Here is a 13592-nt window from a genome sequence, read left to right on the forward strand (position 1 = left end):
CGCGCTCAAAGGCTGGCGCCGTCGAAATGATGGATCTGGAGCGCATCGAGATCGATACCGTCGGCGCAGCGCAAATTGATCACGACTGCCGCTTTGCCGTCCGGCCCCGTGCCTTCGCCGAAGGGCGCGCAGCCGCAGGTCTTGCAGAATTGGTGGCGGATATTGTGGCTGTTGAAGGTGTAGGTTTCGATCGCCTCGCGGTTGGCCTCCAGCGTGAATTTGTCCGGGGTCGAGAAGTGCAGCACATAGCCTTTACGCCGGCAGATGGAGCAATTGCACGTCATTGCTCCGCCCGGCGCATCTTCATCCAGCGTGTAGCGAATCGCGCCGCAATGGCAGCTTCCAGTGACGGGCATCAGGCAATCCTCTCATGATTGGCCGCAAGCTTGCCATCAGCCGCCGGCATGCGCCAGCGCCGCTTCCACAATCGCAGGCGCCGCTTCCTCGCCCAATTGCTCCATCGTACACTGACGGGGCGCCTTGTCCGGCCGCCAGCGCATGAAGCCGGTGCCATGGCGGAAGCGGCGCGCGGTGACATGATCGTAGCGGACCTCCGCAATCAATTCGGGACGCAGCGGCTGCCATTCGGTGGAGCGATCGGTCGCCCAGCGGCTCGGGCCGCCCGGCGCATCACCCGTGAAGCCGGGCGCTTCCACCAGCGCCTCCAGCTGCTCGGTCAGTGCCGGCTTGTCGACAGCCGACAGGCCGGAGGTGAAGCCGACATGATGAAGCAGCCCGGCATCGTCATAGAGCCCGAGCAGCAGCGAGCCGACTTCACGCTTGCCGCCGGCATAGCGGAAGCCGCCCACGACGCAGTCGGCTGTGCGCAGGCGCTTGACCTTGAGCATCGCCCGCTCGCCGGGCCGGTATGCCTCGTCCAGCCGCTTGGCGATCACCCCGTCCAGCGCGCCGCCGGTGACGTCGAGCCAGCGTTGCGCTTTGGCCCGGTCTTCGGTGATCGGAGAAAGGCGAAACATATCCGAGCGGCGTTGGTTGTAGAACGCCTCGAGCTGCTTGCGGCGCGCGGCCAGCGGCAGCGCGGGATCGGCGAGCCAGTCGAACAGCATCAGCCGCGCCGGCGTCTCGACGGAGAGCTTGCGGATGCGGCTCTCGGCCGGGTGGAGGCGCATCTGGAGAGCCTGGAATGACAGGCTGCGACCGACCGGGATCAGCAGCTCGCCGTCGAGCGCCAGCGTCGCGTCAGGCAGCGTCGCAATCGCGGCGGCGACTTCGGGAAAATAGCGCGCAAGGGGCTTGCCCGACTTGGAGATCATCTCGACCTCCTCCCCCGCCTTGAAGGCGAGGCAGCGGAAGCCGTCCCATTTGGGCTCGAATTGCCAGCCCTTTTCGGCAGGCAGGGTAGCGACCGATTTGGCTTCCATCGGCTCGAGGATCGGCGGCTCCATCCCGCAACGACTCCGGGAGCCGGCAATAGTTGCATTGTTCCCTATATGTTCTATCATGCCCGCATGCAGCTCGGCTTCTTCGGACAGGGCGAACTCGAACGCTGGCGCAACGGGTTGGCGCCGATGCGCGCCGAGCTGCCGTCGCATCGGCGCAAGCCGGTCGGGCAATTGGTCAAGTCGCTGATCAGCGGGCGGACCCGCGATGCCGTGTCGCTGGCAGCCTATCGCCGGCTCGGCGCGCGCTTCGGGTCGGCAGGGCGAATCGCCGCCGCGCCGGTGGCGGAGATCGCCGAGACCATCGCCGACGTGACCTTTGCCGAGGCCAAGGCGGACTGGCTGGCCGACGCGCTCCAGCGGATCGGCGCCGAGCGGGCCGATTTCGACCTGGCTTTCCTCGGCGCCTTGCCACTCGACGACGCGCTCGCCTGGCTAGAACGGCTGCCCGGGGTCGGGCGCAAGGTCGCGGCGTCGACGCTTAACGCCAGCGTCCTCGCCCGCCCGGTGTTCATCGTCGACAGCCATGTCCTGCGCGTGCTCCAGCGCCTGCGCTTCGTCGGCAGCCGTGCCGAGGCCAAAGACGCGAGCGAAGCCGTTACCGCGGCGATGCCGCATTGGTCCGCCGACGATTTCCTGCGCTTCCACATCGCCTGCAAGCGCCTCGGCCAGGCCGCCTGCCTTTTCGAACGGCCGACATGCGCCGCCTGCCCGCTCGCCCGCGATTGCCCGAGCCGATTGACGCCGTAGAGCCGCTGCCGCATCTGGCCGACATGGCCGATCCCAAACTGCATCCCAGCTGGCTGGAGCCGCTGCGGCAGGAATTCGCCGATCCCTATATGGCGGCGCTGCGCCAGTTCCTCGTCGCCGAAAAGGCCGCGGGCAAGCGCATCTTTCCCAGGGGCGACAATTGGTTCCGCGCGCTCGACCTGACGCCGCTCGACAAGGTCCGCGTGGTGATCCTCGGCCAGGATCCCTATCATGGCGAGGGGCAGGCGCATGGGCTGTGCTTCTCGGTACAGCCCGGCGTGCGCACGCCGCCGAGCCTTCAGAACATCTACAAGGAAATGGAGGCCGATCTGGGCATTCCGCGCGCGCGGCACGGCTTTCTGGAGCATTGGGCCAGGCAGGGCGTGCTGCTGCTCAACGCAGTGCTCACCGTCCAGATGGGCGCCGCCGCTTCGCATCAGGGGCGCGGCTGGGAGCGCTTCACCGATGCCGTGATCCGGCTGGTCAATGCGCGTGCCGAACCGGTGGTGTTCCTGCTCTGGGGCAGCCATGCGCAGAAAAAGGCCGCGTTCGTCGATTCGATCGACAGAGGCGGGCGGCATCTGGTGCTCAAGGCCCCGCACCCCTCCCCCCTTTCCGCCCATAGCGGCTTTCTGGGCTGCCGGCACTTTTCCAAGACCAACGACTTCCTGGCCAGCCGCGGCCTGGAGCCGATCGACTGGGCGCTGCCCGAGCTACCCGCCGATCAGAATTGATGCGGCCAAGCCCGCCGCTTCGCGTTAGAGTCGCCACGGGCATATCGCCCGCAAAGGACGCATCATGGCCAAGAGTCAGAAGAAATCGAACAAGGAAGTCCGCAAGCCCAAGGCCGAAAAGCCCAAGACGATCGCGGCGAACAGCTCGACCAAGGACAAGCCGGTCAACATGGTCAACATCAAGAGCTGAGCGCCAGCCCTCGCGGTTCGCGCTCAGGCCGCGCCCGTCGCGCGCGCCACCGCCAGCGTATCGATATGCTGCTGGAAATGGACGGCCTTTCCCCCGGCAAGCGTCCAGACGTGCAGCGCCTGGACATCCATCGGCAAGCCCGTGGCCTTGTTGCGCGAATGTGCGCCCATTCGATCACCCGGCGCAATCGGAAGTTTAGGCGAAGTTCAGGCCAATGGCGGCTTCGTCATTCCTCCTCGCCTTCCCAATCGTACCCTTCCGCGGCGGTGGAATCGTCATCGGGAAAAGGCGAGAGCCCCCGGCGCTCGCGGCTGCGCGCCACCGCGTTCGGATGATCCGGCTCGATCGGCGGAAAGACATAATTCCGGCGATCCAGATCGGGATAGATTTCGTATACTTCCCCCCGGGCCCGCGCGCCCTGGACCAGCGATTCGAGGCGTTCCGGCGGCATCAGCAGGTGCGGATCGGCGGGTGCGACTGGCGTGAGCGCGGCGAGCGCATCCGACAGAGGCGGCGCAGACGCCTCGGGCGGCTCGGCGATGCCGCGGACGCTCTGATGGGCATGGCGGAAGCGCTCGGGGCGATAGGCGCGCAGCAGGAACATCAACAGGCGATCATTGTAGCGCCGCTTCGATCCGATCCGGCAGCCGTCGCGATCGAAGAACGGAACCTCCTCGCCCTCGATCGCCCGCTGGAAGGCGATGTCGGCAAGGCGATCGGCGGCGCGCGCGATCGCCGCCTCCCAGGCGCGGGCGAAACTTTCCGAGCCCGGCGCGCGGCGCAGGCGATAGGCGCTCTGCACCGACATATCGACTTCGCGCGCCGCCGATTCGACCATTCCGGTATCGGCGAGCGCTTCGATGAAGGCGCGCTGGACTTCGGGCGTCCAGCCATCGGCGCGCGGACGGCGGGGCACGGGGCGCCATTCGAACTCATTGGGATCGAAGCCGTTTTCGTCAAGATACGGCGCAAGGGGATTCTCTTCCTCGGCCGCCAATGCGCTTTCGGGGCCGGGCGCGGGCTGATGGCGAGCGCGCCGGCCGGTTCGGGCGCTGGTTCGGGCAGGCCGGCGGCGAGATTGACGGGATCGGGCGCATCGGCAACCGGGCGCGCGAAGGCTTTGCGTGGCGTGTGCTTGCTCATCCGACAGTATGGAGCAGACGAAATCCTACATTGGAAGGGGGGGCTTGAAAGCCGTCCAGGCCACAGCAGAATCGCGGAAATGAGCCGGAGCCGCCGCCATTCGCCATTCGTCGGGCACACCACTGCCGACAGTGACGCGGCCTGGAAGGCGCAGTCTGCGCGCAAGACGCGGCGGCTCGTGCATCAGAAACTGAGCGGCGGGCTCGACGGCGATGCCTTGCCCGCCAAGCGCTATGCGCTGACCGGTCCGTGGGACGCGCCCAAGGACGGAAAGCAGCGGCTCACCGATCCTTCGTCGCGATTCTTGCGGAAATAGCGCCTCAGCGCTCGGCGAATTCCACCAGATCCCAGAGGTTGCCGTAGACATCCTCGAACACGGCGACTTTGCCGTAATCGTGCGTGGCGGGCGGGCGGACGAAATTGACGCCGGCGGCGCGATAGGCGGCGTAATCGCGGGCGAAATCGTCAGTGGCGAGGAACAGGATGACGCGGCCGCCGGCCTGGTTGCCGATGGCGACGGCCTGCTCGGGCGTGGTGGCGCGGGCGAGGAGGATCGTGGTGGCGTGAGGCGGCGCGTTTGGGGGACGGATGGTGACCCAGCGTTTGTCTTGGGCGGGCTGGTAGGCGTCTTCGACGAGGGTGAAGCCTAGTTTGCCGGTGTAGAAGGCTAGGGCTTCGTCATAGTCTCGGACGATCAGGGCGATATGGGCTAAGTGGGGCATCAGCTACTCGGCCTCTCCGCAAACAGCTCGACCAACGGCGCATTTATGTAATAATTATTGCGGCCCGATTGGTGCTTCACCAGCAGCCCGCCCTCAGCCAACTGATCGAGATGCTTGGCTGCCGTCTGGCGGGTGACGCCGAGGTCCTTATGGACATATTCGATCCGCGTGTAGGGGTGGCGAAACAGGTTGTTGAGCAGATCCTGCGAATAGATGCGCGCATGCTGGGTTCGTAGCCGGTGTTTATATTCGGCCATCAGGCGCTTCACGCCTTCGATAAGGGCCAGCGTCTCGATCGCGGTCTCGCCGACGGCGCGCAACATATAGAGCAGCCACGGCTCCCAATCGCCGGTGTCGCGCACCGATTGGAGCAGGGCGTAATAGGCCGCCTTGTTGCGCGTAATGAAGCGGCTGAGATACAGGATCGGCGTGTCGATCAGCCCCTGCCGCGTGAGATACAGCACGTTGATGATGCGGCCGATACGCCCGTTGCCATCCGGGAAGGGGTGGATGCTTTCGAACTGGTGATGAATGATCGCCATCTTGATCAGTGGGTCCAGCTCGCTGACCGCGTCATCGTTGATGAAGCGCTCGAGCGCCGTCATCTGGCGGATCACATCATCGCCCCTCTGCGGCGGCACATAGACGATGTCGCCGCTTGTCTCGTTCTTCAGCGCCGTGCCGGGCATAGTCCTGAAGCCGCTGTCGGTTCGTTTGAGGATGCGAAACATTGCGATGATGGCGTTGTTGCTGAGGATGCCCTGTTGCTCGTGCAGCGTGTCGAAGCCGCAGCGCAACGCATCGCGGTATAGAGAAACCTCCTTTGCTGCGGGCGAAGCTGGGTGATCGGGAAAGAGGCTGGTCTGAAAGACCTCGTCCTGCGTGGTGACGATATTCTCGATTTCGGAACTCGCTTTGGCTTCTTGGAGCGATAGCGTATCGATCAGGATTCCTTGGTTTGGGATCGTGCCCGCGCGCCCCTTCAGTTCGGCGAGATAACGATGAGCGCGCGCGGCTTCGCGCAGCACCACGACGGTCTCCAGATCGGCGTGCGGCGGTAGCGGCGGGATCGTGTAGGTAGGTTTAAGCATCGGCCAGCCGACTCATGTTCGCATTGTACGAACGATCTAACACGTTTGTGGAACGTGTTAAAGAAACGGCGAAAGTTTAACATAGCATGGCAATATGTTTCGGCACAGACTCTCGACGGAAAAGATTGCGTGACTCTCACAGACCTGCCGACTGGCGAATGTTGCGCCATCCGTTCAGCGGCGCCGGCAAGCCCGAGCCGCTGGGGGGCAATTTGTCCGGCTGGTGGTCGGGGCGGATCAATCAGGAACATCGGCTGGTGTATAGGTGGCGGGGAGCGGCAAGGACCACACGCTGCAAGTGGCGCAGTGTCGGTATCATTATTGAGGGAGCAGGGACCAACGAGTTTGGTGAATTTAGTAATTCTCACGTTATCCTCACCGTAATTCTATGCCTGTTTTAGCATATTTCCAAGGTGATGGCGTGAATACCGAGCCCGAGATTAGTCGGATTGGCTGATGCTCAGAAGCTCTTCATCCGTCATTCGTCGTATTTGCCTGACCCTTTCGATTCTATCTTCCGATGCTTGCCGTCCCTTCGCCCGGTGCTCCCGGTAAGCGACCTCACATAGCTCCTCGCGCTGGTAACAACTAGAGTTTCTGCCAACCGCATCCTGATATTCCTGCATGAACGCTGCTTGCTGTGCTCGCTCCTGTTCATAAGCCTCGCGCTCCAACTGGAGACGAATTTTATCCATTTCACGATTGCCAAATCCGATAACTTGAGGTGACTCTGAGTCGATTCTCTTTGGGACAACACGAAAGTCTAAACTTTGCTGTGGTCCTTCATCCACGAAAACGTGCACTCGGTAATCACCAGCAAGCAGCATTGGCCCCTGATAGGCACAAACGAAATTTCCTTCTTCTGCAGATGCGACCCAGTTTTCACTCGTCGTGCTGGCCCGCCACAACCTGCGATCAGGGATGCAAACTCCCTTGCGTGACTGGCCATGTGCCGCCCAGATTTCGGCCCGGAATCGCGTCTCGCCCGAACGGGCACCTGAAAACCTGAAACCTGCTGCGATCCCTTCCCTCACGGGTGAGCCATAGCGACCGTTGATCTCCAGTACGTCCGGCGCCGTCGCCAAAGGCTGGTATTCGGCATCAACGCCTTCAAAGAGGGCTAGCATATCGATCTGCACCTCCGGTTCGGCGGACGTTATAGCAGGCTCTTCCGTTGGTGGTCTGGTGGCAGGTTGAATCAAAGCAGATGGCTGGGCGTTGTGATCAGGCCGCGCCTGATGCTGGCAATAGCCCACTGTCAGAAATACTATGACCCCAAGAAATATCAATCCAGCGCGAGTAAAGAGCAGGAGAAAGGCCGCCAGGAGCGGGACATCTCTCCAGGAAAATGGGTCGCCACCGCCACCACTGCCCCCGCTGCCGCCATCTTCTGGATCGATCTTGTCGGTCTCATCGTCCTCCTCTTCACGTTCACGCTCCTTGTCGTTGAGCGATTCGCGTTCGTCATGATAACCTTCATGAGCGACTTCGCTTAAACCGGACCAGTCGCCAAACGGCAAAAAACCGGACATAAAATCGTTGAGGTCATGCGCCCCCAATTCTCCATCGTCGTATTGGCGGCGAGCTACGCCACGACCGTAGGCGAAAGCGTAGGCATGCTTGAGGTCTTCAACCTCGTCACCCAGACCCACCAAGTCGTGAAACATAGTTTCGACGGTTAGCTCACTCTCGTGTCTTCCGTCGTAGCCATCATCGTAGCCCTTTTGTGCGGCGTCTCTCAAATCCATGTGGTGCCCCCACCAAATTCCACTGACAGGCTACCAACTTAAGCCGCGCGCAGCTGCGGGATGGCGTCCAATGCATCGCTCAGCTTTGCAAACAGGCGCAAGCCGTTGTTGCGAAACAAACAGATCACTGATGTAATTCATGGTCTGGCAGACACGATGTCAAGCATCGGCTGACAACTCAATCATGCTCCCTACCGCCAGCCCCCATATACAGCTCGCTCCCCGTCTCCTTAAACCGCTTGCTCATCTCTTCCATGCCCGCAAGCGCTGCGGCCTTGCTCGCAGCCGCGGTTTCCGCGCCCGTGGGTCCGGTGGCGAGGAAGCCTTCGACGCCCTGGTTCTGCTTCGAGGCGAAGTCGCGGACTTCCTGGCTGATCTGCATCGAGCAGAATTTGGGGCCGCACATCGAGCAGAAATGCGCGGTCTTGGCGCCTTCCGCCGGTAGCGTCTGGTCGTGATATTCTTCCGCCGTGTCGGGATCGAGCGACAGGTTGAACTGGTCGCGCCAGCGGAACTCGAAGCGGGCGCGGGATAGCGCGTCGTCGCGCATCTGGGCGGCGGGATGCCCCTTGGCGAGATCGGCGGCGTGGGCGGCCAGCTTGTAGGTGACGACGCCGACCTTGACGTCGTCGCGGTCGGGGAGGCCGAGATGCTCCTTGGGGGTGACGTAACAGAGCATCGCGGTGCCGTACCAGCCGATCATCGCGGCGCCGATGCCGCTGGTGATGTGATCATAGCCGGGGGCGATATCGGTGGTGAGCGGCCCCAATGTGTAGAAGGGCGCTTCGCCGCAGACTTCGAGCTGCTTTTCCATGTTCAGCTTGATCTTGTGCATCGGCACATGGCCGGGGCCTTCGATCATCACCTGGACATCCTGCGCCCAGGCGCGGTGGGTGAGCTCGCCGAGCGTATAGAGCTCGCTGAACTGGGCTTCGTCATTGGCGTCGGCGATCGAGCCGGGGCGCAGGCCATCGCCCAGCGAATAGGCGATATCATAGGCCTTCATGATCTCGGTGATGTCGTCGAAATGCTCGTAGAGGAAGGATTCGCGGTGGTGCGCGAGGCACCATTTGGCCATGATCGATCCGCCGCGGCTGACGATGCCGGTAACGCGCTTGGCGGCCATCGGAATGTAAGCCAAGCGGACGCCGGCATGGATGGTGAAATAATCCACGCCCTGCTCGGCCTGTTCGATCAGCGTGTCGCGATAGATTTCCCAGGTGAGGTCTTCCGCCACGCCGCCGACCTTTTCGAGCGCCTGATAGATCGGGACGGTGCCGATCGGCACGGGGGAGTTGCGGAGGATCCATTCGCGCGTGTCGTGGATGTTGCGGCCGGTGGAGAGGTCCATCACCGTGTCCGCGCCCCAGCGGATCGACCAGACCATCTTGTCGACTTCGGCGGCGACGTTCGAGGCCACGGCGGAATTGCCAATATTGGCGTTGATCTTGACCAGGAAATTACGGCCGATCGCCATTGGCTCGGATTCGGGATGATTGATGTTGCTGGGGATGATCGCGCGGCCGCGAGCGACTTCGTCGCGGACGAATTCGGGGGTGACGTAATCGGGGATGCTGGCGCCGAAGGACTCGCCGTCGCGGGCATATTCCTTGAGGCGCTGGCGGCCGAGATTTTCGCGGGTGGCGACATATTCCATCTCGGGCGTGACGATGCCGCGGCGGGCATAGTGCATCTGGCTGACGTTCATGCCGGGCTTCGCACGCAAAGGCTGCTTGACGACATTGGGGAAGGGCGCGACGCCGCCGCTCCGGTCCGGGCCGAGCTGGCCGTTATCCTCGGGGCGGACTTCGCGCGCGGGAACCTGCTCGACATCGCCGCGCGCCACGATCCAGTCGCGGCGGAGCTGGGGAAGGCCCGCGGCGATATCGATGCGGGCCTGGGGATCGGTATAGGGCCCGGAGCAGTCGTAGACGCGAAGGGGGGGCTCGCCCGAGCTTGGCTCGAGATCGATCTCGCGCATCGCCACCCTGAGCGGGCCGACATGGATCTTGCGGCTGCCGCGGATCGGGCCGGTGGTTACGCCAATCTCGGTGCGCGCGGGGAGGTCGGCCATTGAGTCTTCTCCATTTGGGGAGAAAACGGTCTTCGGATGAAGGGCCGCCCACTCCCTACGCCGGTGTAAGCCGGATCAGGTTCAGCGGGTCTTGGCTTCAGCCAACTCTCAACCGCTCAGGCGCGGTCCCCCGGGGATGGGGCCAGACTAAGCGCGCCGGAAGCGAAGGGAAAGCGCTAAAGCAGGTAGCGCATACGCACCTGTTGCGTCTCCGCGCCGCTGCCGACCGCGAAGCGCACGGAGGAGAAGCGCGGCGGGCCGAAGCCGATCGCGGGATTGCGCGAAAAGCCGAAGCCTTCGCGGGGGACGCCGAGCATGGTGTCGAGCCGGGCATTGCCATTGACGTCATGGATCACCGCCACGGCATAGGACCCGGGCGGCAGCCCTTCGAAGCGGAGGCGCGGGCTGGCGGCGGATATCGTGCGGCGCACTGCGCTGGCGCCGCCGCGGCAATCGGGGAACTGGCTCGAATCGGCGGTCAGGCAGATGCGCAGCACGCCCCTGGCCGAGCGGAGCTGCGTGATCTCAAGGTCGAGCGTGGCGGTCGCCGCCGGGGGGTGCGCCGCGCCCGGCAGCGCGGCCAGGCATGCGAGCGAAATCGCCAAGGCCCCTGTCCGTCCCGCAAAGCCGGTCCCAATGCCGGAAATATAGCCCATAATTGCACCTGTAATTCTCATGGTGGCGCTGGTGATGACTCGCGGTGATCAGCCATGCCCCCAATGGCCCGCGATGGATGAAGCGGGGAAAAATCTCCCAGCCCATATGATTGGTCACACCCATAACCGTCATCACCGCGAGCACCAATCCGAGCGCGGCGGCATGGATCGGAATCACGAACGCCAGTAGCGGAATTACCACAGCGCCGGTGAGCGCCTCTACCCAGTGGAAGCTCATCGCGGCCCAGGCCGTGGGCGGCCGGCTGGCGTGATGGACCGCATGCGCGATGCGGAAGAGCGCGGGGCGGTGCATCAGCCGGTGGGTCCAATAGAACCAGGCATCGTGCGCGAGCAGATAAAGCAAAACCGAGACGGGCAGATACCAGAGGGGAAAGCTGTTCGGGTCCGTATAAACGAGCGTCCAGCCGCGATTCTGCCAGCCCCAAGCGACGATCCCGGCGGGCGCGCCATAGATCGCGGCGCTGGCCAGGCTCCAGCCGATCTCCTTGCGGATCTGCGCATCGAGCCCCGTATAAAGGCCGGGATGCTTAGCGCGAGTGGCGAGCGCGAATGCGCCGGAGGCCAGCAGATAGCGCGCGCCCACGATAAGCGTCATCGCCAGCGCGGACAGGAGGATGGCGGCGGTCACGCTCCCCCCTGCCAGGCGCGGATCGCATCGACGGGCGAGACGAGCATCAGCACGTTGAGCGTCAGATTGTCGCGGATCAGCGCGAGCGTCATGAGCTCGAAGCCGATGGCCAGCGCGATGATCGCCCAGGCAGGCAGGCGCGTGGCGAGCCAGAAGCCGAACGCCATCCAGCCGATATCGGCGAGCGAATTGACGACCGAATCGCCTGAATAGCCGAGCGCCATCGTAGCCTCGCGATAGCGGTTTATGATGATGGGCGAGTTTTCGAGCAGCTCCCATATCCCTTCCACGCCGACCGCGACCGGCAGCGCCCATCCGCGCGCGGGCTCTCGCAGCCAGAAATGCGCGGCGGCGTAAAAGAGGAAGCCGTGGATAAGGTGGCTGAAGCTGTACCAGTCGGCCAGGTGCTGGCTGTTTTCGCTGGACTGCACCACGCCGTGCCAGAGCTTGACCGTGCCGCAGGGGCAGATCGGTGGGCGGTGCATGACGAGAAGGATGACCGCGAAAAGCCCGCCCAGGGCGAGCGCCGCGAGGATAGCGGGACGGGGGATGCGGAGAGCGAGGGAGGCCGGCACCGCTCCGCTATATCCAAATGAAGCGCGCGCGTCATGCGCGGCAAGGCTTGCAGTTCCGCGCAAGTGATGGATAATCTGGGCAAGTCGGCTCAGGGGAGACATGCATTGAAGCGCATCTGGCTGACCGTGGCGGTCGCTATCCAGTGTGCTGCCGCGCCCGCGCGCGCCGATGCGCGCAAAAGCTCGACCCGAAAACGCCACGCCAGGGCGCAGCTGAAGGATCTCGGTCAATGAAATTGTTTATCTTCCCCTTCGCCCTGCTGGCTCTAGCCGCCGCGCCGATGCAGGACGCCGCCGAACTCGGGGTGGGAAAGGCGCTGCTTCGGGCGGGCAACGTGACGGCGGCGTTGAGCAAGCTGGAGGCCGCCGCCGCGAAAGGGAGCGGCGAGGCGGCGAAGCTGATCGGCGACCTATACGATGAAGGCAATGGCGTGGCAGCCGACAAGGCCCAAGCGGCGGCATGGTATCGCAAGGGGGCGGAAGGCGGGAACACCGATGCGATGTTCGCGCTCGGCGTGGCGCTCGACGCCGGAACGGGCGTAACCAAGGATCAGGCCGAGGCGCTGCGCTGGTTCGAACGGGCCGGCAATGCCGGGCATGTGCGCGCAATGTATTGGGCCGGCGACGCCTATATGGACGGGCTGGGCGTGACGGCGGACCCCGCCAAGGCCATTCCCTGGCTGCGCAAATCCGCCGAGGCCGGATACCGCCTGGCGATGGTCGATTACGGCTACGCGCTCGACAAGGGCAATGGCGTTCCGCAGGACCAGGCGGCGGCGTTCGCCTGGTATCGCAAGGGCGGTGAGCTGGGATCGGGCACCGGCGCCTTCAACACCGGCGTTTTCTACCGCGACGGGATCGGCGTCGCCGCGGATCAATCCGCCGCATTCTACTGGTTCCTGCGCGCGGCGACGGCGGCGTCGCCGCACTCCGATGCGGAGAAGGAACTGGCGGCGCTACGCGAAGCTGGCGTTTCGCATCACAACCCGGCCGGAGAGGCGCTGGCCGCCCAGGGTGAAGCCCTGCGCCACCGCGCCAAGACCGACAAGGAACTGGTCGCCACCCGCCCGCAGGTCTTCGCGCTCAATCTTCAAGCGGCGCAGCTCGGCCACTTGCCTTCGATCAACTACATGATGACCGCCTTTCGCGAAAAAGGATGGGGCACAGAGCCCGATCTCGAAAAATCACGCCAATGGGCGCAGATCTCCGCCGAGATGGACGACAAGGAAGGCCAGCGCGTGCTCGCCGCGATGATGCTGAACGGCATGGGCGGACCGCGCAATGCACAGGGCGCGCGCTTCTGGTTCGAGAAGGCGGCGCTGCAGGGCAATCCGCAGGCGATGATGAGCCTCGCCCAGATCTATGACGGCGACAAGGGGCTGCCGCCAAACGAGGCGCTGGCGATCTATTGGTACAAGCAGGCCTGGGCCAAGAAATGGTATGGCGCCGATACGGTGCTGCTGGCGCGCGGCGTGCTCAAGCCCGATCCGGTCGCGACCAGCTTCATCGAGCGAATGGACCGGCAGGGCCCGGATCGGTCGAGCGTCTCGGCTTTCACTTTCGATGTAGCCCAATATTGCAAATATGGCGGATCGCGCTGCACCGCGCTTTCGATCGAGGCGCGCAATTTCGAGAAGGCGCAGAATTCGGCGGCCGAAAGCGCCAACATGGCCCGGATCTGGAACAACGTCTCGACCACGACCAGCGATGCCCAATGGCGCGCGCGAAGCGAATGCATGACCAAGAAGACCGAATCGATCCAGCGCCACACCTATGGCCAGCAGGACTGGTATTATTCGGGGGCCTGCTACTGAGGCGACTGTCGGGCGAGCCACGGATTCCCCCGCGCGCCCGCACACC

At 63.9% G+C, this 13592-nt stretch carries 18 protein-coding genes and 1 riboswitch; of the genes, 7 read left to right on the forward strand and 11 right to left on the reverse strand.

The window, feature by feature from the left end; genetic code table 11:
- Nucleotides 1–5 precede the first annotated feature (5 nt).
- Together VF617_RS04420 and VF617_RS04425 are read right to left on the reverse strand one after the other, a co-directional pair.
- Nucleotides 6–356 (reverse strand): GFA family protein, encoded by a 351-nt coding sequence (locus VF617_RS04420; RefSeq protein WP_331013644.1) that lies wholly within the window; start codon nucleotides 354–356, stop codon nucleotides 6–8.
- Between the two features lie 36 nt (nucleotides 357–392).
- Nucleotides 393–1406 (reverse strand): ATP-dependent DNA ligase, encoded by a 1014-nt coding sequence (locus tag VF617_RS04425; RefSeq protein ID WP_331013645.1) that lies wholly within the window; start codon nucleotides 1404–1406, stop codon nucleotides 393–395.
- Nucleotides 1407–1451: 45 nt separating this feature from the next.
- Between VF617_RS04425 and VF617_RS04430 the strand changes: the two genes are divergently transcribed.
- The 3 genes from VF617_RS04430 (at nucleotide 1452) to VF617_RS04440 (ending at nucleotide 3074) form a co-directional block, all read left to right on the forward strand.
- Nucleotides 1452–2150, forward strand: coding sequence for a hypothetical protein (locus VF617_RS04430; RefSeq protein ID WP_331013646.1), 699 nt, complete (start codon nucleotides 1452–1454; stop codon nucleotides 2148–2150).
- A 23-nt stretch (nucleotides 2151–2173) separates the two neighbouring features.
- Nucleotides 2174–2884 (forward strand): uracil-DNA glycosylase, encoded by a 711-nt coding sequence (gene ung / locus VF617_RS04435; RefSeq protein ID WP_331013719.1) that lies wholly within the window; start codon nucleotides 2174–2176, stop codon nucleotides 2882–2884.
- Nucleotides 2885–2948: 64 nt separating this feature from the next.
- Complete coding sequence (locus tag VF617_RS04440; RefSeq protein WP_331013647.1) at nucleotides 2949–3074, forward strand: hypothetical protein; 126 nt, start codon at nucleotides 2949–2951, stop codon at nucleotides 3072–3074.
- 23 nt (nucleotides 3075–3097) lie between these two features.
- Here VF617_RS04440 and VF617_RS04445 read toward each other — a convergent pair whose 3' ends face one another.
- Nucleotides 3098–3244: a hypothetical protein gene (locus VF617_RS04445; protein WP_331013648.1), complete on the reverse strand. Its 147-nt coding sequence runs from the start codon at nucleotides 3242–3244 to the stop codon at nucleotides 3098–3100.
- 56 nt (nucleotides 3245–3300) lie between these two features.
- A complete protein-coding gene (locus tag VF617_RS04450; protein WP_331013649.1) occupies nucleotides 3301–4071 on the reverse strand; it encodes a hypothetical protein in 771 nt (256 codons plus the stop codon).
- A 225-nt stretch (nucleotides 4072–4296) separates the two neighbouring features.
- Here VF617_RS04450 and VF617_RS04455 point away from each other — a divergent pair, with 225 nt between their 5' ends.
- The gene (locus VF617_RS04455) at nucleotides 4297–4533 is read left to right on the forward strand and encodes a hypothetical protein (RefSeq protein ID WP_331013650.1); all 237 of its coding nucleotides are present in this window, start codon (nucleotides 4297–4299) and stop codon (nucleotides 4531–4533) included.
- A gap of 4 nt (nucleotides 4534–4537) precedes the next feature.
- On the opposite strand, the gene VF617_RS04460 is transcribed toward VF617_RS04455, so the two are convergent.
- Complete coding sequence (locus VF617_RS04460) at nucleotides 4538–4939, reverse strand: VOC family protein (RefSeq protein ID WP_331013651.1); 402 nt, start codon at nucleotides 4937–4939, stop codon at nucleotides 4538–4540.
- Entirely contained in the window at nucleotides 4939–6030 is a 1092-nt protein-coding gene (locus VF617_RS04465) for a Fic family protein (RefSeq protein ID WP_331013652.1), read from the reverse strand. Before VF617_RS04465 ends, VF617_RS04460 begins: the two co-directional genes overlap by 1 nt.
- A 158-nt stretch (nucleotides 6031–6188) precedes the next feature.
- Here VF617_RS04465 and VF617_RS16500 point away from each other — a divergent pair, with 158 nt between their 5' ends.
- Complete coding sequence (locus tag VF617_RS16500) at nucleotides 6189–6431, forward strand: type II toxin-antitoxin system YoeB family toxin (RefSeq protein ID WP_331013653.1); 243 nt, start codon at nucleotides 6189–6191, stop codon at nucleotides 6429–6431.
- A 39-nt stretch (nucleotides 6432–6470) separates the two neighbouring features.
- Here the strand turns inward: VF617_RS16500 and VF617_RS04475 are convergent, their stop codons facing one another.
- The 5 genes from VF617_RS04475 to VF617_RS04495 form a co-directional block, all read right to left on the reverse strand.
- Nucleotides 6471–7778, reverse strand: a complete 1308-nt coding sequence (locus tag VF617_RS04475; RefSeq protein ID WP_331013654.1) for a hypothetical protein — start codon at nucleotides 7776–7778, stop codon at nucleotides 6471–6473.
- A 178-nt stretch (nucleotides 7779–7956) separates the two neighbouring features.
- Nucleotides 7957–9852 (reverse strand): phosphomethylpyrimidine synthase ThiC, encoded by a 1896-nt coding sequence (gene thiC, locus VF617_RS04480; RefSeq protein WP_331013655.1) that lies wholly within the window; start codon nucleotides 9850–9852, stop codon nucleotides 7957–7959.
- 35 nt (nucleotides 9853–9887) lie between these two features.
- Nucleotides 9888–9995: riboswitch (TPP riboswitch) on the reverse strand.
- A gap of 33 nt (nucleotides 9996–10028) precedes the next feature.
- On the reverse strand, nucleotides 10029–10457 hold the full coding sequence (locus tag VF617_RS04485; RefSeq protein WP_331013656.1) for a DUF2141 domain-containing protein: 429 nt from the start codon (nucleotides 10455–10457) through the stop codon (nucleotides 10029–10031).
- Nucleotides 10378–11157, reverse strand: coding sequence for a sterol desaturase family protein (locus VF617_RS04490; protein ID WP_331013657.1), 780 nt, complete (start codon nucleotides 11155–11157; stop codon nucleotides 10378–10380). Before VF617_RS04490 ends, VF617_RS04485 begins: the two co-directional genes overlap by 80 nt.
- Nucleotides 11154–11642 carry a DUF2585 domain-containing protein gene (locus VF617_RS04495; protein ID WP_331013720.1) on the reverse strand — a complete coding sequence of 163 codons (489 nt, stop codon included), beginning with the start codon at nucleotides 11640–11642 and terminating at the stop codon, nucleotides 11154–11156. Before VF617_RS04495 ends, VF617_RS04490 begins: the two co-directional genes overlap by 4 nt.
- 123 nt (nucleotides 11643–11765) lie before the next feature.
- Between VF617_RS04495 and VF617_RS04500 the strand changes: the two genes are divergently transcribed.
- Together VF617_RS04500 and VF617_RS04505 are read left to right on the forward strand one after the other, a co-directional pair.
- The gene (locus tag VF617_RS04500; RefSeq protein ID WP_331013658.1) at nucleotides 11766–11966 is read left to right on the forward strand and encodes a hypothetical protein; all 201 of its coding nucleotides are present in this window, start codon (nucleotides 11766–11768) and stop codon (nucleotides 11964–11966) included.
- The gene (locus tag VF617_RS04505) at nucleotides 11963–13546 is read left to right on the forward strand and encodes a tetratricopeptide repeat protein (RefSeq protein ID WP_331013659.1); all 1584 of its coding nucleotides are present in this window, start codon (nucleotides 11963–11965) and stop codon (nucleotides 13544–13546) included. The genes VF617_RS04500 and VF617_RS04505 overlap by 4 nt, the downstream gene beginning before the upstream one ends.
- Nucleotides 13547–13592 lie beyond the last annotated feature (46 nt).

This window comes from Sphingomonas sp., from assembly GCF_036388215.1.
Lineage (GTDB): Bacteria > Pseudomonadota > Alphaproteobacteria > Sphingomonadales > Sphingomonadaceae > Sphingomonas.